Here is an 18,127-nt window from a genome sequence, read left to right as displayed (position 1 = left end):
GTGAACCACAGGGCTGCTGACCGGCCCGGAAATCAAAGCGCAGGTGTCGGGCCGGTCTCACATCTCAATGCCTATAGATGACTTCTCCCCGCTGGTGGTGAGCCGGCGGATCTGGGTATGACGCCTCCACCGCGGGCCCAACTCTCATATGACGTGAACGTGAGGCCGAGCCGTTCATAGTAGACGCGCAGGTAGCCGTCTTCGCCGCGTGTAACTGCATCCGGTCTGACTTCCTGCACTTCTTGCGCGATCACTCCGACGTAGGCCTTATCGCTGCCATTGTACGCAAAGCGGTAATAGCCGAGACCATTGTCGAGCCGACCGAGAAGCACAACGTCGTGCTTCAAGTTGATGTCCGACCGGCGCCCGCCGCCACCTCGGCCCCCGCCGCCACGACCACCGCCCCCGCGGAACCCTCCACCGCCGCCTCCGTGAAAACTCCGGCCGCCACCGCCACCCCGGAATGCTGCTGCACGGTGTCCGCCTCCCGCGAATCTTGCGGCTCCCCCGCGGCCAGCGGCGGGNCCCGCCGCGATGCGCAACGCGATTCCCCGAGCGCGCGTGTCGGCCGGCGCTGGAGCGATTGCGGGCCTGTCGATTGCCGGCACCTCTGTTAACTGCCGCCTGCCGGTTTGCCGCACGGCCGCGGTCGGCGCGTTGCGAGCGGTCCCCGCGCTGCGCGCGATCGCCTGCATTCGGACGATTGGCATTTCCCAATCCTTGCCGCCCGCCTTGCGGGCGATTGGCGTTGCCAAATCTCTGCTGAAGATTGGAGTTGTTATAGCGTGCACCTTGGCGGTGCCTTGTGTCGTGGCGCCAGTGCTCGACGTGAGCCCCGCGGTTGATGTCGATCGCTCCGCCGCCCCAGTTGACGCGACTGCCGCCCCACCATCCGCCACTTCCCCAATAACCGCCCGTTGCCCATCGTCCGAGTGCGTAAGCAGCACCGAACGCCACGCCCGTCGCGATCAAGCCAGCTCCGATGTAGCCGGGGTAACCCCAATAGTAGGGGTATGCCGGATAGTCGGAGTAAGGCCAATCGCCGAACACGACCTGAGGCTCGTAATAGGGAACATAGATGCTGTCGGGAGCTGCCGGCTCGATATAAATGAATTGCCGGTTCTGGTCTTCTCTGACGGTTACCTTCTGCTCATTCGTCGTCACCAGCTTCTTGCGGTCGTAAGCCTTCGAGCGCAGCCGTTGCACTGCATCCATGACGTCCTGCTGTTGCGCCAAAAATGCCTCGCCGAGCTTCTGCGTCCATTCGAGATGCTCGTTCATCATCTGCAGGACCGAGGGTGTCGCGATCAGAGCCTTGACGCTCGCATCCCATTCCTGCTTCTCGGCCGCAGTCTTGAGGGCATCTTCCTTCAGGTCCTTGTTCTGGGTCAGCCAGCGCGCTGCGTGCACCACCTCGAGCGGATAGGTGGATGCCATGAGCACGTTCGACAGCAGCGTGTCTGGATATAAGGCGATCGGAGCAACCAGGGCTTCAAGCTCCGCGGGCTTGAGAGCTCCTTGGTCGGCAATTGGTGCGGACGCTGAACTCGGCGCCTGAGGGGGCTGATCTGCCGTTTGCGCCAATGCTGGCAAGCCGATGCTGAGCGATGCAAGGAACGCTCCCATGACGACCATTCTGCTCACTAACTTCATGCGCTGGTCCTCCTTCCTTACAGACGAGATCGCCGGGCGATGTCTGCGTTTGACGTAGATCAAGGAATGCGCGCGAAGGAGAAAGGCGAACGCGCGCATCATGAGCGCAGGAACCCAATCGGCAAACCGCTTTGGGCGTGGAACTTTAGTCAGCGGTTAGTCGTCGTCGTCTTCAGTCTCGAGACTATGCTCGATGGCGTCGCGCATTCCGCGCATGACAACATAAGATGCAAAGGACATTCGTCTCTTTTGGTCGTCGCTCAATGTTTTGTAGAGGGGCTCCCAGGCTGCAGCGAGCTTCTTTAAATCGTCGCCTCGCTGAATAAGCCGATCCGCTCTGCGTCGCATCAATTCGACCGGATTGCTGTCCTTGAGGGGGTCCACGGCGTCGTCGTGCAATTCGACTAAGCGCTGCAAACGGGCCTGTCTGTTCATCGCTCGGTTGCGGATCGCGTCCTCAACGGCTGGCCAATATTTTTCCTGATCGGTCGTCAATTGAAGGGCAGCCTTGATGATCCCGACGCGCATATCCGTCAGGCTTTTTAAGTCGGCCGCGCTAGGGCCGCCAGATCCCGCCGTCGGTGGCGTCTCTGCCGCGCGGACGAGAGGCGAGGTTGCCAGCAAAAAGGCAAGCACTGCGATGGCTGTCGTTTTCGTCATTGCAAACTCCCTAAGGCTGTACCCCCGACTGGAATGGACGCGTGCGAACCGATCGCAGTTTGATTTACGTCAACTAACCTTGAGATAAATGGAGAAACCGGCGACAGTCGCATTCATTCAACACGATTGTTCGGCGGCGCGTGAATGCGGAGTTCGTTGGAGATCAGAAGGCCCGACACGAGAGCACCGACCGTCGCCAGCGCGGCGCTCGACATAGATACTAGCGACTTTGTTTCCTCAGTCAGGTGTTGCTTTGGTAAGTGCTCTCTTGCTTCGACAACCGCGAACGCGACTACACGTATCGAAGCGAATGCAACTAAACCAATTAGAACAATGCTTGCTCATGAAGGCGCTTCTCGATGGACTCATGCTAACAATCAAGCCTATGAGGCGGCCTGGCTAAGGCCGCCCCACACTTTGATCAGTATTGGTATGGCGGGCAAACCCACTGACCATAGGCGTCGTAGTAGCAACGATTGTAGTAACCGTTGTAGTAGGCGGCCCCTGCCGCTGCTGCGCCAACAGCGGCAGCGCCATAGGCTGCGCCGCGATACGCCGCGCCTCTGTAAGCCGTACGGTATGCGCCTCGTCGCACTGCTGCTCGCGCGACTGGCCTGCCGGGGATTGGTCTGTAGCCGTATCCGCGTCCGGCGACTCCGACACGTCCGGCGTGAACTGCACCACCCCGAACATGAGCGCCGCCTCCGTGATATCCGCCGGCGCGATAGCCGCCGCCGCGCCGGGCGAATGCGTCATCAGGAGCAAGGCAAGCCAATATGAGAACGGTCGCGGCAAAGCCGATCAGCCCACGTTGAATCATAGGAGTTCTCCATCGCGTGTCGTCCCGTCTTTTCCATTAACGACGGGCTGCTCGGCTCAACCAGCGCTCCGGAGAACGAGCGCATTTGACGCAAATCAAGCAATCGAGTTCCACGACTTAAAATAGAGCGCTCTTCGTTCGGAACAACTTAGCGCGTCGAGCATGAAATATCGTCGGCGCTCTACCAACCCTATCCCATTTGGAATGAAGATGACGGAGAACTGCAATAACAACGCCGACACAGCGCTGCAGTAAAAAGCGGGGCGATCTGAAACGCGTAGGTCTCATGCGCAGGGCCCGGGAGGACTTGCTTGATAGCTCTGGGAATATTGCCGGAAGAGCGGCCCCTCCCGATCCTGCGGGCCGCGGGGCCGCGATCGACGCGCCCTCAGCACTACATCGCGGCGCATTCTGATTTTCTTTCAGTTCGCAGAAGCGGAGAGCGTAACAAATGTTAAGCCTGGCCAGCCACATCCCGCATCAGCGTTGCTTCTTTTAAACGCGTTCTCTGGCTTCCGAAACGTATTCGCCACAATACAGGTCCTGCTGCCTGTTCTCGCGACTTGATGGCTTCAGATTTGATGGAAGACCAATAGGAGGATCACCGCGAGTGCAACAACAAGGTTCCAGGCGAGCCACGCTGCCAGATATTGATTAATGGGATTCCTCATTTGCGCGATTTCTACACATCCAGCTAGAGTGCATAACAAACTGACGACTGCGGCTCAGGCCGCGAACACAAGGACCATGACCGAGCCCCAGGTCGTGAGCAGGATGTTGGCGATGGGATAGGCCGGCGTATAGCCGAGCACGGGCACGGGGCTTCCTGAGCGCTCTTGAAGGGCCGCCATCGCGGCCGTTACCGTTTGCGATCCGGTCAACCCCCCAAGCAGAAGGATTGGGTTCATCCGCAAGAGGAAATGGCCAACGCATAGTCCAACGATTTGCGGCACCAGGGTCACGGCCATGCCGCCGAGCAGTAGGCCGACGCCCGATTCTCGCAAGGCTGAAAGGAAGATCGGCCCTGCATGGATGCCGGTCAGCCCGACGAAAGCCGCCAACCCCAGGGAGGTCATCAGGCTGATGGCGCCATCGGGAATTTGACCGAACAGCGGAAAACGCGTGCGGAGGGCGCCGACAAAGAGCCCAGCCAGTAATGTGCCAACGCTCGTGCTGAGAGATATGTTGATCCCGCCGACCGAGAAGCTCAGCAGAACGCCAAACAACCCGCCGAAAAAGATCGCAAGGCCCAGCACGACAAAGTCGATATTGGTACTCGGCGCAACGATGGCACCGATGCTCTTGGCAGCGTTTTGCACGACCGGCTCGGGCCCGACGATCTTCAGCAGGTCACCGCGTTGCAGGACAACGCCGGCTCCAATGGGGATCTCCTGGCTTCCCCGCTTGAGCGAGCGCAGGTAGAGACTACGGGTCCAGCTCTCTTTGGAGGCAGCTTCCAGCGTCATGCCGGCGAGCTTCGAATTGATTAGAATGACGTCGGCGGAGATCAGAGGAATGTCAAGGAGCTCCCTGTCCTCGACTTCGTCGGCGCGAGCGCCGATCCATTCGACGATGAATTGTCGCGGAGCGGACAGTGCGATTAGGTCGCCAGTGGCGAGGACCGTTCCGGAATTTGCCTCGACAAGCTGTTCGCCACGACGGATCCGATGAATGAAAAGCCGATGGTCCGCAATGCGGGCCTCCGCAGCAGCGACCGTCATCCCGACGAGCGCGGAGCCCTCTTCAAGACGATAGGCGCGCAGTTCGAATTTACGCCACGCGGACGCCAGTCCCGGCTTGGTGCGCTCAACGCCCAACGCCTCCTCGAGCTTGAGTGCCTCCGCACGCAGATCGATTTTCAAGAGGGCAGGCGCAATCTGCGTAACAAAGAGAATGACGCCGGCATAGCCGAAGATATAGGTAACCGCATCCGCTACGGCGATGTGGGAGACGAAAAGGGCGCGTTGAGCTTCGGAAATCGCCAATCCGTTGATCGCGTCGGTGGCCGTTCCCATCGCGGCGCTCTGGGAAAGTGCGCCCGACATGAGGCCCGCGGCGAAGCCGGGATCCAGTCGCAGCACCTTCGCAGCAACAATCGCCATCGCCAGACCTGTCAAACAGACGATTACGGCGAGCAGTACTGGCTTCAACCCGTCGCGCTTCATGGTTTGCAAGAATTGCGGCCCAACGAGATAGCCGACGCCGAACAAGAATAATAAGAAGAGAAAGGACTTGGTCATGCTCGAGACGGGGACGTGCGCGAAGTCCCCGACCGCCAGTCCGGCAAACAGCGCTCCGGTTACGGGACCGAGGCTGAAGGTACCGATCTTAAAGCTGCCGATCCAGTAGCCCGCGGCAATCACAAGAAACAGCGCGAGCTCTGGATAACGGACGAGAAACTGCTCCAGCCAGGTCAGCATCGCGGTGACCTTGCTACGTCATCAACATGACAAGCACCATTCCCCAGATCGTCAGCAGCGTGTTCCCAACTGCGTATGTGACTGTATAACCCAATCCGGGAATCTGGCTTTTGGCACGGTCACAGACCATGCCGAGCGAAGCAGTGGTGGTGCGTGCGCCAGAGCAGCATCCGAGCACGATGGCGTCGTGGAAGCGAAACAGGTATTTGCCGACATACATTGCCAGGACCAGCGGCACGGTCGTCGCCACGATGCCCCACAGGAATAACCCGATGCCGAGCGCTTTTAGGCCTGCCACAAAGCCCGGGCCAGACGAGATGCCGACAATGGCAATGAAGACGTTCAGACCTACCGAATTCATGAACCAAACGGTTGGCGAGGGAATCCGCCCGAAGGTCGGACGCACCGAGCGCAGCCAGCCGAAGAAAAGGCCAGAGATTAAAGCGCCGCCGGAGGTGGACAGCGTCAGCGGCACGCTACCAATCTTGTAGACGATCGCGCCGATCAGCGCGCCGATGGCGATGGCGGCGCCGATGAAGGCAACGTCGGCTACGTCGGTTGCCTTGTCCGGGCGGCCCAGCATCTTAGTGGCGGCCGCAACATCGGGCGTGCGTCCGACGATGGTGACGATGTCGCCGCGGTTGATCTTGGTGTTGGGCAGGATCGGAATTTCGACCGCAATCGCCCCCCTCGTGATCTTGCGAAGGAATACGCCGCGCGAGGCCGGGTTTTGTGAAAGCTGGTCTAGAGTCTTGCCGTCTGCGTCCTTGCTGGTCACGTAGACGTCGACACCTTCGATCGGCATGGCGAGCAGCTCGCGATCGTCCACTTCTTCAGCCTGCTCTCCGATCAGCTGGACGAGCACGTCGCGCCGGCCCGCCACGGCGACGATGTCATTCGCATGAATCACAGCGTCAGCGGTGGCGTCGACCACCTTCCCGTCCTGGCGCATCCGCAAAATAAATACGCGATGATCGGGGAGTAGTCCCTCGGCTTCTCGCACCGTCTTGCCGACCACCGGGCCGCGCTCGCGAACGCGGAACGCGCGGACGTCGAACTGGTGCCATGCGGTGCCGGGACCACCCAACTGCTTCTTGCCGCCGTACTCTTCTTCATATTTCTTGCATGCGGTCTCAAGATCGATGCCGAGCAGGGCTGGACCAAACAGCGCAAGCACGATCGCCGATCCAACGGTGCCGAAGATGTAGGTGACCGCGTAGGCGACCGGCATGCCATCGAGAATCTTCTTGGTGTCTTCAGGGGAAAGTCCGAGACGATTGATGGCGTCCGTCGCCAGACCCATCGATGCTGAGATCGTTTGTGAGCCGGCGTAGAAACCTGCAGCCGAACCGACGTCATAACCGGCGATCTTGGCCGCCACATACGGGGCGAGAAGGCAAAACACGCATACGACGGCCGCGAAAATCGCTTGGGGCACACCGTCATGCGCGATGCCGCGCACGAATTGCGGTCCGACCCCGTAGCCGATGGCAAACAGGAACATCAGGAAGAAGAACGGCTTGAGGGGGCCGGTGATCGTAATCCCGATCTGGCCGATGATCACGGCGGCAATTAGCGTTGCGGTGACGGCACCGAGCCCGAGGCCTTTGTAAGTGAAGGAGCCAAAGTAGTAACCGAGGGCCAAGGATATGAAGATCGCGATTTCCGGATAGCTCTTGAGCGTCTGAAAGAACCAGTCGATCATGATGTCACCCCTACATGCATCGGCACGCGCCCAACCCGCTCCGCGCTTCGTCGGATGGGAAGATCCCGACAACGAGATCTGTCGCCGTATTGTCCGACATGAGGCGGTGAGCTGCACCGAACACGTTGATTTATATCAATGGCTAGTCTTGGGGCGAGCGCGTCGATAACTTCGCTGCGTTGCGAAAGGCAGAGGAGTCAAAGACCCTTGAGCTAGATCAAAGGTAGTCATCGGCCACCACGCATCTTGAATGCGACGGAGCACGCGCGACGCCTATTCTACCTCGCTTCCACAGATCACACCGTTCGGGAGTGTCACATGGCCGATATCTTGACGTTGAAGAAATTCGAGGCGCTGAGCCCGTTCGAGATCAAGGACGAGCTGATCAATCTCGCCAAGGCGACGTCAAAACGGACGCAGTCGGCGTTCCTCAATGCAGGCCGCGGCAATCCGAACTGGGTAGCCACCACGCCGCGAGAAGGCTTTTTCTTGTTGGGACAGTTTGCCATCACTGAAAGCAAGCGGGTCATCGACCACCCCGCCGGGATCGGCGGCATGCCCCAGTCCAAGGGTATTGCCGCGCGCTACGAGGCCTGGCTCGCCCAGCACTCGGACATGCCGGGCGCGAATTTTCTGTCAGAAATGCTGCCCTTTGCGGTTAAGAAGTTCGGCTTCGAGCCGGATGCTTTTGTCCACGAGCTCGTCGATTCCATCATCGGCGACAACTACCCGGTGCCGGACCGCATGCTGGTTCACAATGAGAAGATCGTGCACGAATACCTGATGTGGGCCGTGTGTGGCGAGCCGCGGCCCTCAGGCAAATTCGATATTTACGCGGTCGAGGGCGGCACGGCCGCGATGTGCTACCTCTTCAAGTCCCTAAAGGCCAACCGTCTGCTGCTTCCCGGCGATACCATCGCGCTGGGTACTCCGATCTTCACGCCCTATATTGAGATGACACATCTTGAGGACTATGACCTCAAGGTCGTGCAGATCAGGGCCCCGCAGGAGAATAAGTTCCAGTTCACCGACGAGGAGATCGCCAAGCTCGAGGACCCGAAGATCAAGGCGTTCTTCATCGTCAATCCCGCCAACCCCAGCGGGATGGGGGTGAGCCCGGAGACGATCGGCAAGCTGAGCAAGCTGGTCAAGACCAAGCGCCCCGATCTGATGCTGCTCACCGATGACGTCTACGGCACGTTCGTCCACGGCTTCCGCTCGCTGCTGGGTGAGCTTCCGCACAACACCATCGGCGTCTATTCCTATTCCAAGTATTTCGGCTGCACGGGATGGAGGCTTGGAGCAATCGCGATTCATGAAGACAACATCTTCGACAAGATGATCGCGAAGCTGCCCGAGGACGCCGTCAAGGCCCTGGACAAAAGATACGGTCCGTTAACGCTGGAGCCGCGCAAGCTGAAGATCATCGACCGCATTGTCGCCGACAGTCGCGATGTCGCGCTCAATCACACGGCGGGTCTGTCTCTGCCGCAGCAGGTGATGATGAGCCTGTTTTCGCTCTCGGAGATGATGGACACCAAAAAGGCCTATCAGGCCGCCTGCATGGAAATCGTGAATAAGCGGCTGTGGTCGCTGCTCGACGGTCTTGGACTTGCCGACAAGCTAACTCCCAACCCTAACTATGATGCTTATTACGGCCTGATTGACTTCGAATTCTGGGCGCGGAAGAACATTGGCGACGAGGCGGTCGATTATCTGAAGAAGAACGTCCATCCGCTCGATCTCGCATTTCGACTGGCTGAGGCCCACGGCATCGTACTACTCAACGGAGGCGGCTTCGACGCGCCCGAATGGTCGCTCCGCGTATCGCTGGCTAATCTGCCCGACGATGTCTACGACGATATTGGACGGGGCGTGCGCACCATTGCGCGAGGCTATCGCGATGCTTATGAAGCCTCGAAGAGGAGTTGATAAAAGCGCGGGCACGGGCGGCGTCAGGATAAAGGCATTGCCCGCGCCTCCGCTGATCGCTCTGACGATCCATACCGGTCCCGGCGCCAGGTTAAGTTGCGAGTGGCCATGCGCCAACCGTTAAAGCGCTTCACGACCGCGGCGTTGCTGCTGTTGGTCATAACTGCGGCTTCCGAAGCTGAGGAGAATGCCGAGCGAGACGCAACAAGCTACGTGACGCGTTTGGGCGATCTCATGGTAATCATGCAAATTCGACACGCGAAACTATTTTTCGCTGCTAAGCGCGGAAATTGGCCTTTGGCTGCGTTCGAACTTGAGCAGCTCTCCAGTAGCCTCAAGGAAGCTGGCCGCTACTATCCAAAAATCGTCTCGACCTCTGACTTGGCGGATGCAGCGGAGTTGAAAGAATCGGTTTCCGTGGCGATCAAAGCGAAAGATGAGGCAAATTTTGATCGGTCATTTGATAAGATGACCGCCCAGTGCAATGGTTGCCACAAAGTGGCTGACCGAGCCTTTCTTTTCATTAGGAGGCCTCTGTCGGCATCCGCTTTCAGCAATCAAGCGTACGGCGTGAGACGCCATCGGCGCGAGGACGATGTCCGATAGAGTGTTGTTCTTAATGGAGCAAAGGGATGGACATTTTTTGGATGATCGTAATTGGAGGCATCGCGGGGGTAGTCGCGAAGCTGATAATGCTCCGAGAACCCGAACCAACGGGATTTATCCTGATTACGACATTCGGAATTACTGGTGGGGTCGTCGCGGCTTACCTTGGTCCAAGTGTTGGGTGGAACGGCTTCGGAATAGGAGTTATTGTCGGAGCAACTGTCCTTCTTTGTCTGTATAGGCTTATCAAGCGCAGTCGGGGACGACGAATTCTCGGATGAGAGGGCCGTTTTCGACCAACCATACGCGCGCGGAGAACCAACCCGTTGGTGTGCTTTCCGGTTTCCAAACTGCCGTAGGGGTCGTTACCGACCGTTGGGGACTGCTCCATGGCCACGACTTATGCTCGTGTCTGACGGCGCGAATCGTCTCATCAAGGTTGGCTCGATATCGATAGATCGGGAGACAGAAGACATCGTAGGAGACTTATGCTGGTTAGTTTTTCAAATTGACGTCTATGCTGCATGGCCAAACTCGATTACAGCCCGCCCGCGCCGGTTCCTCCACAGAGCCGGCTGGGCCTTATCGACATCCTGATCCGGTTGAAGCGCAATCCGCTCGAGTGCTGGAGCGAAGACTTCTTCCGCGACCCGGTTTGCAGGCTTCGCCTTCCTTTCCTTGACGCGTTCCTGGTTCACGAGCCGAAAGCCATCAAGCGCGTGCTGATGGACAATGCGAAGAATTATCCGAAAGACGCGATCCAGCGCCGGATTCTCTCCTCGGGCCTCGCCGACGGACTGCTCAGCGTCGAGGGCGAGCGGTGGGAGATCCAGCGCAGAGCGCTCGCCCCGTTGTTCGCGCGGCGGACGGTGAATTCGTTCGCGAGAGCGATGCTGACGGCAGCAGACGAGCTGGTGGCGAAATGGTCGAAGCTGGGAGCAACCACGATAGACGTCGCTGCGGAGATGACGCTGATCACTCTGAGGGTGCTCACGCTGACGATCTTCTCCGACGGAATCGGCGGCGATCTCGACGAATTCAGCGCGGCGATGACCGCCTACTTCGACGTGGTCGGCCGCATCGGGGCGCTCGATCTGCTCGGGGTGCCCACCTTCGTGCCGCGTCCCGGCCACGGGCGCCTGCGGCGCACGATGGCCTATTTCGAGGGGATCATCGACAGGATCGTTCAGATGCGGCACGAACGGCTTGCCCGGGAAGACGCTCCTGACGATCTCCTGACGCTCCTGCTGAAGGCGCTCGATCCGTCGACAGGCCTGCAGCTGGATTCGACGGAGATCCGCTCGAACATCCTGACGTTTCTTTCAGCCGGTCACGAGACCACGGCAAATACGCTCACCTGGTCGTTGTTCCTGCTTTCACAATCGCCCGAGTGGCGCGCGCGCGCACGCGAAGAGGCCGAGCGCGAGCTCTCTTCGCTGGACGGCTTGGCCGATCGGCTTGTCGTAGCCAGAGCGGTCGTGGAGGAGGCGCTTCGCCTGTACCCACCGATCGCAGCGCTGAGCCGTTCTGCCCTTGAGAGCGACCTGCTGGGTGACGTCAAGGTCGGGCGGCGCTCGCTGATCGTGATCGCGCCTTACGTGCTCCACCGGCACAGGGCCATATGGGACCGGCCCGATGTTTTCGACCCTTCGCGCTTCCTGCCGGACGCGCGGTCCACCATTCCGCGCTTCACCTATCTGCCGTTCGGTATCGGTCCTCGGACATGCATTGGATCTTCTTTCGCGCTGCAGGAAGCCACCATTGTCCTGGCCGTCCTGATCCGCAACTTTGATATGAGCCTCTCAGCGGACGCCCACGTCTGGCCGGTTCAGCGGATCACGCTGCGAATGGCGAAGGGCTTGCCCATGTGGATACGTCGTCGTGATGGAGCGGCTGCTAACATCGGTTATCTACAGGACCCGCCTGAGCGCGTTGGAAATGTAGCGCTTTAAGGGTCTTGGCTATCAGTCTGCGCGGATGTCGCGAGCGGCAACATGTGCCGGTGTCGCTTGTCATCGCGAACCACGTGCGAGAGTTCCGATCCCTAACTTCTTGTCGCGAGGCGAGGCTTGATCTGCATCAACTGAATTCGTCGCGGCGTGTGCGAGCGCTCGTGGTTCAAGGAGCAATTGAGGAGAGCAACTCATGCCTGCGGCCTTCTTTGAGACCAAGCCTCGTGCGTTCAACCCGGTTTCCGCCTCGGGACTCACACCAGAAGCCCTTGATAGCGCCAATGAAGCCTTGAAGGAACTGATTGATTGGCGAAACGATATCGTCGAAATTAATCGGAACAAGGGCGAGCGTGTCCTTGACCATATGGCGGTGGCCACGAAGGCCCTCGGATGGCCAGGCCAGGTTGTAGATGCCGCTCGCTCGCAGCTAAAAAGCGTTGTCGAGCTGCAAGTCAAAACGTTGGATGTGACGATGGAGGCTTGGGAAGAAGAGCTAAAATCTCCAAGCCCCACGGCATCGTCCTCGCAGATTCTGTCGAAATTGAACTCCTTGTCGAGCTTTCCGGGAATGTCTTCGTCAGCGAACCCGATCGAGGTGTGGATCAAACTCATGGGGCCGTGGCAACGGGCCTGGGTCGAGATCTTCGGCGCGCTCGGAAAAGGACAATAGTGGCGCGCCGCGCTTCCGCTGAGCCCCGACGGCGGCCCGCTTGCACGGACCCTAATTCATTTGCGAACGTTGACCTAAGTCAACTGCGGCGCGGTGGTGAATGGCTGACGTGCTCTTAGAATAGGCTGGAGATTTGGTATGAGTGACCTCGTTGTCATCGCGTTCCCGACGGAAGCAAAGGCCGAAGAAATCCGCCAGAAGTTGCTGGCAATGCAAAAAGAGTATCTTATCGAACTAGGCGATGCTGTGATCGCGGTGAAGGATGCGCAGGGGCGCATCAAACTGAACCAGCTCATTAACACGACGGCCACAGGAGCGGTCTCAGGAACGTTCTGGGGAGCTTTGATAGGCTTGATCTTCTTAATGCCATTGGTAGGCGCTGCATTGGGTGCCGCGTCAGGAACACTCGGCGGATATCTCACCGATATCGGGATCGACGACAAATGGATGAAGGAAACTGCGGCGGCCATCCAACCTGGATCTGCTGCGCTGTTTGTTCTGGTACGCAAGGTCACAGCCGACAAGGTTCTCGAAGGTCTCAAAGGCGAGGGCGGAACTGTTTTGAAGACGTCGCTGGATCATACCAAGGAAGCTGCGCTTCAGGCCGCTCTGGCCGGCGCACAGGCAACCGTTTCTTCCCCGCCCTAGTGATCGACGTTTTCTCATCTCGTTGGTTGAGCGATTTTCTCTTCGGATTTGGTGCGCTATTTTCGATCATCAATCCGTTTGGCTTGGCATTTGTCTTCCATGACCGGACTTTGGGACTCACAGAGTCCGAGCGCGCGCGAGTCGCCGGGCGCGTTGCGATCTATGCATTCGCTATATTGTTGGGATCCCTATTCGCGGGGCACCTTGTTCTTCGCTTCTTCGGTATCTCCGTCCCCGCCCTTCGCATTGCAGGGGGACTTATCGTGGCTGTGACGGGCTGGACGATGCTCCACGCGATGCCCTCGTCGCCTGGCGGCCACCCGCGATCAGGTGCTGACTATGCCACTATAAAACGAATGTCTTTCTTTCCGCTGACGATACCGCTGACCGCGGGGCCTGGGACGATCGCAACGGCAATCGCGATCGGCACGACAAACCGCTCGGATGACCTGAATAGCATCGTCTATTCATCCATCGTGTGGCTACTTGTCGCATTTGCGGTGAGTTTAACGGTCTACGTTGCCTATAAGAGATCGGCTGCAATGGCCCGACTTATCGGGGAAGAAGGCACGAGTGTTGTAACCAAATTGTCGGCATTCCTTCTGCTTTGCGTTGGCGTCCAAATCATTATCACCGGCGTGGCAGAGGTCGTCAGCTCTTTGAAGTTGGTTGTCGGCTGAATTGGCCAGAGCGAAAACTCCGTTCACGGGGATCGCTACGTGGTGGCAGGCCGAGCTTGCCACAGGAGGCGCGTATTCGGGACAGGCTGATAGCGCAAGAGGGAAAACGGAGGCACTCAAATGAAATATCAGATTTGGTATATGAAGCCATCATTTCTCCGCGACACGGTTGGAAGCTCACCTGACCCCGATAACCTCGCGGCCACCCACGTTCATTTGAAGGATATCGAGGCGGAGGATAGGGAAAACGCATTGTATCGCATGAGAGCGGAAAACTGGTCGCCGAATGGTGAAGCTCGCGATTTGCTTCAAGCCAAAGGACTGCAGCACACGACCATGACAATCGGCGATGTCCTAGTGGACGAAGATAATGTCGTCTGTTTGGTCACGGGCATCGGATTCAGCGTGCTTTCGAGCTGAACCGGGGCCTGCGTACTCTAGGGGCGCCTCAATAAAGCTTGCTCGCAGGGCCTCGTTGGAGCCGCTGTTAGGTCTAAAAATGTGCGAGTGCGAAACTTCGACCTAGATGAGAGGCGACCCTACCTATTTCTGAAGGCATTCTACGTTGTACGCGATGATGACATGCGTCGGGTCAGCCTTGCCGATGCTCTTCAAGTCCTCCAAGCCGCTCCTCAGCTTGGCTCCCGCTTCCTTCAGGCTGTTCTCCAAGGCTCCCTTTGCCGTCCGACATCGTTCTTCGCTCGTGAATTCCTGAAATACGACATTGGGGAGGAGTCGCCATTCCGCTCGGTCGCTGCTTGCAGCCGGATTGATGGAATAAGAGAAGACGTACATCAGGATCCACATTGGTGACTTCCGCTTGTGCCTCGAACTGCCGCCGAATCTAGAGAGGAGCGCGGATCTACTTGAAGATCATGACCTAGATCAATGGACGGCGTGCGCAAAAAGAAAAGCCCCGGACAAGCCGGGGCTTCGCTCACGTCCTAGTAAAAACTCAGTATTTTGCAGCCACCGGGACGCCATATCCGCCGAAGCGGTAGTGCGCGTGCCTTGCCCAGCTCCTTGCCCAAAGCCTTTCGGTCGCCACCGGAGAGCGGCGTTGGGTGATGCTTCGGCGCCATCCGGGATGCGGGTGATCAATTCAGACAGGCTCGAAGGACGGCCAGCAGCCGTCCTCTTCATAGCGGCCGGTCCGGTTTTGGCACGTGTTGTCCAGCAGCCGTTGCCCGACCTCCTTCCAAACGGCCTGCTGCCCGTACAAGCGAACGGCATCGGCCTTCTGGATCTCGACAATGCGCTCGCATCTGCGGCAGGAAACGCGCAGGACGTGCTGCGGGAGCTCGGACAAGCGGAGCCCTGCACTCCGTCCCACTAGGTCGGCGTTGGCCGGGAGACCATCGAGGATGGCGTGCCAATATTCCTCCGGCATAGCGTCCTGTGGACCGGGGGCGTTTTCTCGCGCGGCCCGGCTACCCATCGACCTCGCTAGCTTTTCCATCTGTTTTGGGGTGGGCATCCGCCAACTCGCAGGTCGATCGCTCATGACAACGAATTAGAACATAAAGAGAACAAAAGTCGAGTCCGACCAAAGAGATTGGCCGAATTTTTTGACGCCCACCTTGTCGGAACTGGCGGCGTTCAATCGTCTTGAATCCGAGCCGCCCTAACGGAGTACTGCGTACATGGCCCCCCGCGCCAACTGGAAAGGCTTCCTGCGTCTGTCCCTCGTGACTTGCCCCGTAGCGCTGTACCCGGCGACATCCGAGTCCGAGAAGATCTCCTTCAATCAGCTCAATCGGCAGACGGGCCACCGCATCAAGTATCTCAAGGTTGACGCGGATACGGGTGACGAGGTGCCGAACGAGGACATCGTGAAGGGCTATGAGTTGGAGAAGGGCCAGTTCATCGAGGTTACCAAGGAGGAGCTGGAAGAGCTCGCGCTGGAGTCCACGCGCACAATCGAGATCGACGAGTTCGTCGATAAGGTTGACATCGATCCGCGTTATCTCATTCGCCCATACTATCTGCGACCTGACGGTAAGGTCGGCCACGATGCGTTCGCGGTGATCCGCGAGACAATCCGTGAAATGAACAAGGTCGCCATCGGCCGCGTGGTCTTGACAAATCGCGAGCACATCATCGCGCTCGAGGCCATGGACAAGGGGCTCGTCGGAACGCTGCTGCGTTACCCCTACGAGGTCCGCAGCGAGCAGGAATACTTCGACGAGATACAGGATGTCAAAGTCACCAAAGACATGCTCGACCTTGCCAAGCACATCGTGAACCAGAAGGCAGGCAATTTCGATCCTGAGAAGTTTGAGGACCACTACGAAAGCGCGCTGGTCGAACTGATCAACCAGAAGCGTGCCGGCAAGGTGATCCGGCCGAAAGAGCGGCCGAAGGGAGAGAACGTCGTCGATCTGATGGAGGCGCTACGGCGCAGCGTCGGAAAGGAAGCACCGTCCGAAGCCGCAACAGCAAAGAAGAAGTCGGAAAAGAAGCCGCGCAAGGCCGCGGCTGGTCAGAAGGAAATGCTGATGCCAATCGCCGGTAAGAAGCAGGCAAAGATGACAACAACTGCGAAGCCGCGGCGCCGATCTGCCTAAAACAGCAACAGCTAAAGGACGGGCAAGTTTATTTCAGCAAGCCAAAAAAGCTGATGATACTGCGCGAGGCCTTAACCGGACACAGTAGGGCGCTGATGCGTCCTATGTCGGACCAACCAAGTCGTCAAAGTTGACATAGGGCGGCGGACTTGCGTTACGTCGCGTCATCCTCTTCGTCTTCCTCCTCCTCCGTATCGTATGAGCTCACCCGATACTCAATGGCGCGCGGTATATCACCAAACTTTGACTCCTCGATCCCAGCGAAGACCCTGGTCAGCCTATTGCTATCGAACAGGTAAACAGGTGCTAGGGACATTTGTCTGATTGCCTCACTCTGAATGAGCTTCTGCACATCGCCGTGTCTATGCCACCCTGTGCCTGCCCATTCGAGAAACACTGGCCACATTGGACCTTCGGAGCTTTCAGAGCTGATTAAATCAAAGGCTGCCTCACAGATTGCTTTGCTCTGACTTGCCCACGAATTCATTATCGCAACAATAGAAAGTGCTCCGCAGTTCTTAATAATCGTATGTGCAATGGCTTCCGGTATCCCGGTTTGCAGGACTTCCGCGGCGAAAATCAGCCAGCAAACTTCGCTATCGTTGCCAAGGCGTCCATGCCGATCAAGTAGCGCGTGGATGATATTGCGCCATCGCTCATCGTCTAGGTCGTCCTTAGTAAGTTTGCGCCACACTAAGACACGCACGACATAGTCAAGCGTGTGCCCAAAATGTATCGCTGCACGCATAAGGAACGGCTGCAACGTACCCCACTCGTCCCACTGCTGGTCAGACCGATCCAATTGGCGAATGGCGTACTTCAATATGCCGTCGTCGCCACTGGTAACCGACATGTCGAACGCAAATTCCAGTGCCGCTCTAAGTCGCTCCTCCCGTCGATGTTCGGCGCTTCCCAACGCGAGCTCCAATCTGCTCGCGATATCCGAAGGCCACGCATCGGTAAATCGAAAGTTTGCGCCGTAGATGCGCGTCTTAGTTTCGTTTATGTCGAGTTCAAACTCTCGAAGGCAGTTTCGGTATAACCACACCGCCCGCTCAACGTCCGAGTGGGATTGAGCTCCAATCCAAACATCGTCTACGTGCCGTATGAAGCTGATATCGTCGTGCTTAACGCGCGTGATGAAGTCATCGTCTATAGCTGTGCAGATTAGCTCGGCTACATATCGTGAAGCATCTGGGCCGACCGGTATTCCTATGGTCTGGCCGTCTTGACCTTGCCGCAGCGTGAAGTCCAATCGGTTGAAAAATACATCGGAGGCATCAAACTTTCTTGTCTTCTTAGCTGCGGCCTTTCCGTGAAAAGCCCATGACACAGAGTGGGTGTATATCGAATGATAAAAGCGCGATATGTCGGTTTTTGCAATGAATCGATAGCCCGATAGGCGCGCGAGGCGTTCCACCTCAAGTTGGTTATGTGAGGCTATTTCGAGCGCTCGCTCGCCGCTTGGGGTATGTCGAGGCACAGAAAGGCTCACCGAATTATTCTGAAAGCGCTTGTCGAGTTCGGCGGCATGCAACTGGAGAAACTCGGCCAGATCGTGTGCGGTGATCGGGTGTATAGCTGAGAACGATCGACGCGATTCGCCTCGCTTGGACGCGTTGTATGCTGCAGCGCGCAAAGGCTGCTTAGGATCACACAGATAACTTGATGGGTTACTTGAAAAAAATTTTGCAATCTCTTCAGTGTGGAAGGGGGGCGGAAGGTTCTCAGGCAGATATCCCCTTCTCAATAAATCGTCCTTGAGCGACATGTGTGCCGATCTCTCTACGAATCAGTCGGGTTCACGATGCCAC

The 18,127-nt window shown here is 58.0% G+C and carries 16 protein-coding genes; 9 read left to right on the top strand and 7 right to left on the bottom strand.

The window, feature by feature from the left end; all coding sequences use genetic code 11:
* Positions 1-71: 71 nt before the first annotated feature.
* The 5 genes from A5906_RS46120 to aspT (A5906_RS07350) all read right to left on the bottom strand — a co-directional run bounded on the left by A5906_RS46120 (position 72) and on the right by aspT (A5906_RS07350) (position 7,258).
* Complete coding sequence (locus tag A5906_RS46120) at positions 72-332, bottom strand: tail fiber domain-containing protein (protein WP_347337597.1); 261 nt, start codon at positions 330-332, stop codon at positions 72-74.
* 193 nt (positions 333-525) lie between these two features.
* A partial coding sequence (locus A5906_RS07370; RefSeq protein ID WP_245326626.1) for a DUF3300 domain-containing protein occupies positions 526-1,653 on the bottom strand: 1,128 nt, incomplete at its 3' end.
* Positions 1,654-1,809: 156 nt separating this feature from the next.
* Positions 1,810-2,313, bottom strand: coding sequence for a Spy/CpxP family protein refolding chaperone (locus A5906_RS07365; protein ID WP_167523521.1), 504 nt, complete (start codon positions 2,311-2,313; stop codon positions 1,810-1,812).
* 1,545 nt (positions 2,314-3,858) lie between these two features.
* Positions 3,859-5,553, bottom strand: a complete 1,695-nt coding sequence (gene aspT, locus A5906_RS07355; protein ID WP_080134581.1) for an aspartate-alanine antiporter — start codon at positions 5,551-5,553, stop codon at positions 3,859-3,861.
* A gap of 13 nt (positions 5,554-5,566) precedes the next feature.
* Positions 5,567-7,258, bottom strand: a complete 1,692-nt coding sequence (gene aspT / locus A5906_RS07350; protein WP_080134580.1) for an aspartate-alanine antiporter — start codon at positions 7,256-7,258, stop codon at positions 5,567-5,569.
* A gap of 318 nt (positions 7,259-7,576) precedes the next feature.
* Here aspT (A5906_RS07350) and aspD point away from each other — a divergent pair, with 318 nt between their 5' ends.
* The 7 genes from aspD (at position 7,577) to A5906_RS07310 (ending at position 14,166) form a co-directional block, all read left to right on the top strand.
* Entirely contained in the window at positions 7,577-9,190 is a 1,614-nt protein-coding gene (aspD, locus tag A5906_RS07345; RefSeq protein WP_080134579.1) for an aspartate 4-decarboxylase, read from the top strand.
* 108 nt (positions 9,191-9,298) lie between these two features.
* Positions 9,299-9,796, top strand: a complete 498-nt coding sequence (locus tag A5906_RS07340; RefSeq protein ID WP_136615036.1) for a hypothetical protein — start codon at positions 9,299-9,301, stop codon at positions 9,794-9,796.
* Positions 9,797-10,320: 524 nt separating this feature from the next.
* Positions 10,321-11,748 (top strand): cytochrome P450, encoded by a 1,428-nt coding sequence (locus A5906_RS07330; RefSeq protein ID WP_080134576.1) that lies wholly within the window; start codon positions 10,321-10,323, stop codon positions 11,746-11,748.
* A gap of 193 nt (positions 11,749-11,941) precedes the next feature.
* Positions 11,942-12,418 carry a hypothetical protein gene (locus tag A5906_RS07325; RefSeq protein ID WP_080134575.1) on the top strand — a complete coding sequence of 159 codons (477 nt, stop codon included), beginning with the start codon at positions 11,942-11,944 and terminating at the stop codon, positions 12,416-12,418.
* Between the two features lie 138 nt (positions 12,419-12,556).
* Positions 12,557-13,066, top strand: coding sequence for a DUF1269 domain-containing protein (locus A5906_RS07320; protein ID WP_080134574.1), 510 nt, complete (start codon positions 12,557-12,559; stop codon positions 13,064-13,066).
* Positions 13,067-13,092: 26 nt separating this feature from the next.
* Complete coding sequence (locus A5906_RS07315; protein ID WP_245326625.1) at positions 13,093-13,746, top strand: MarC family NAAT transporter; 654 nt, start codon at positions 13,093-13,095, stop codon at positions 13,744-13,746.
* Positions 13,747-13,866: 120 nt separating this feature from the next.
* On the top strand, positions 13,867-14,166 hold the full coding sequence (locus tag A5906_RS07310) for a hypothetical protein (protein WP_136615035.1): 300 nt from the start codon (positions 13,867-13,869) through the stop codon (positions 14,164-14,166).
* Positions 14,167-14,289: 123 nt separating this feature from the next.
* On the opposite strand, the gene A5906_RS07305 is transcribed toward A5906_RS07310, so the two are convergent.
* Entirely contained in the window at positions 14,290-14,553 is a 264-nt protein-coding gene (locus tag A5906_RS07305) for a hypothetical protein (protein WP_080134571.1), read from the bottom strand.
* A 253-nt stretch (positions 14,554-14,806) separates the two neighbouring features.
* Here A5906_RS07305 and A5906_RS46115 point away from each other — a divergent pair, with 253 nt between their 5' ends.
* The gene (locus tag A5906_RS46115) at positions 14,807-15,082 is read left to right on the top strand and encodes a hypothetical protein (RefSeq protein WP_167523510.1); all 276 of its coding nucleotides are present in this window, start codon (positions 14,807-14,809) and stop codon (positions 15,080-15,082) included.
* A 307-nt stretch (positions 15,083-15,389) separates the two neighbouring features.
* Entirely contained in the window at positions 15,390-16,313 is a 924-nt protein-coding gene (gene ku, locus A5906_RS07295; RefSeq protein WP_080134569.1) for a non-homologous end joining protein Ku, read from the top strand.
* Between the two features lie 154 nt (positions 16,314-16,467).
* Here ku and A5906_RS07290 read toward each other — a convergent pair whose 3' ends face one another.
* Entirely contained in the window at positions 16,468-18,084 is a 1,617-nt protein-coding gene (locus A5906_RS07290) for an RNA-directed DNA polymerase (RefSeq protein WP_080134568.1), read from the bottom strand.
* Between the last annotated feature and the right edge of the window lie 43 nt (positions 18,085-18,127).

Origin of the sequence: Bradyrhizobium sacchari, assembly GCF_002068095.1 — a bacterium.
GTDB lineage: Bacteria > Pseudomonadota > Alphaproteobacteria > Rhizobiales > Xanthobacteraceae > Bradyrhizobium > Bradyrhizobium sacchari.
Note: the sequence above shows the minus strand (reverse complement) of the source record. Positions and strands in the feature narration are given on the sequence as shown.

Coding starts and splice junctions, on each gene's coding strand:
- A5906_RS07365 (WP_167523521.1), bottom strand. CDS start 2,313: ATGACGAAAACGACAGCCATCGCAGTGCTTGCCTTTTTGCTGGCAACC.
- aspT (WP_080134581.1), bottom strand. CDS start 5,553: ATGCTGACCTGGCTGGAGCAGTTTCTCGTCCGTTATCCAGAGCTCGCG.
- aspT (WP_080134580.1), bottom strand. CDS start 7,258: ATGATCGACTGGTTCTTTCAGACGCTCAAGAGCTATCCGGAAATCGCG.
- aspD (WP_080134579.1), top strand. CDS start 7,577: ATGGCCGATATCTTGACGTTGAAGAAATTCGAGGCGCTGAGCCCGTTC.
- A5906_RS07340 (WP_136615036.1), top strand. CDS start 9,299: ATGCGCCAACCGTTAAAGCGCTTCACGACCGCGGCGTTGCTGCTGTTG.
- A5906_RS07330 (WP_080134576.1), top strand. CDS start 10,321: ATGGCCAAACTCGATTACAGCCCGCCCGCGCCGGTTCCTCCACAGAGC.
- A5906_RS07325 (WP_080134575.1), top strand. CDS start 11,942: ATGCCTGCGGCCTTCTTTGAGACCAAGCCTCGTGCGTTCAACCCGGTT.
- A5906_RS07320 (WP_080134574.1), top strand. CDS start 12,557: ATGAGTGACCTCGTTGTCATCGCGTTCCCGACGGAAGCAAAGGCCGAA.
- A5906_RS07310 (WP_136615035.1), top strand. CDS start 13,867: ATGAAATATCAGATTTGGTATATGAAGCCATCATTTCTCCGCGACACG.
- A5906_RS07305 (WP_080134571.1), bottom strand. CDS start 14,553: ATGTGGATCCTGATGTACGTCTTCTCTTATTCCATCAATCCGGCTGCA.
- ku (WP_080134569.1), top strand. CDS start 15,390: ATGGCCCCCCGCGCCAACTGGAAAGGCTTCCTGCGTCTGTCCCTCGTG.
- A5906_RS07290 (WP_080134568.1), bottom strand. CDS start 18,084: ATGTCGCTCAAGGACGATTTATTGAGAAGGGGATATCTGCCTGAGAAC.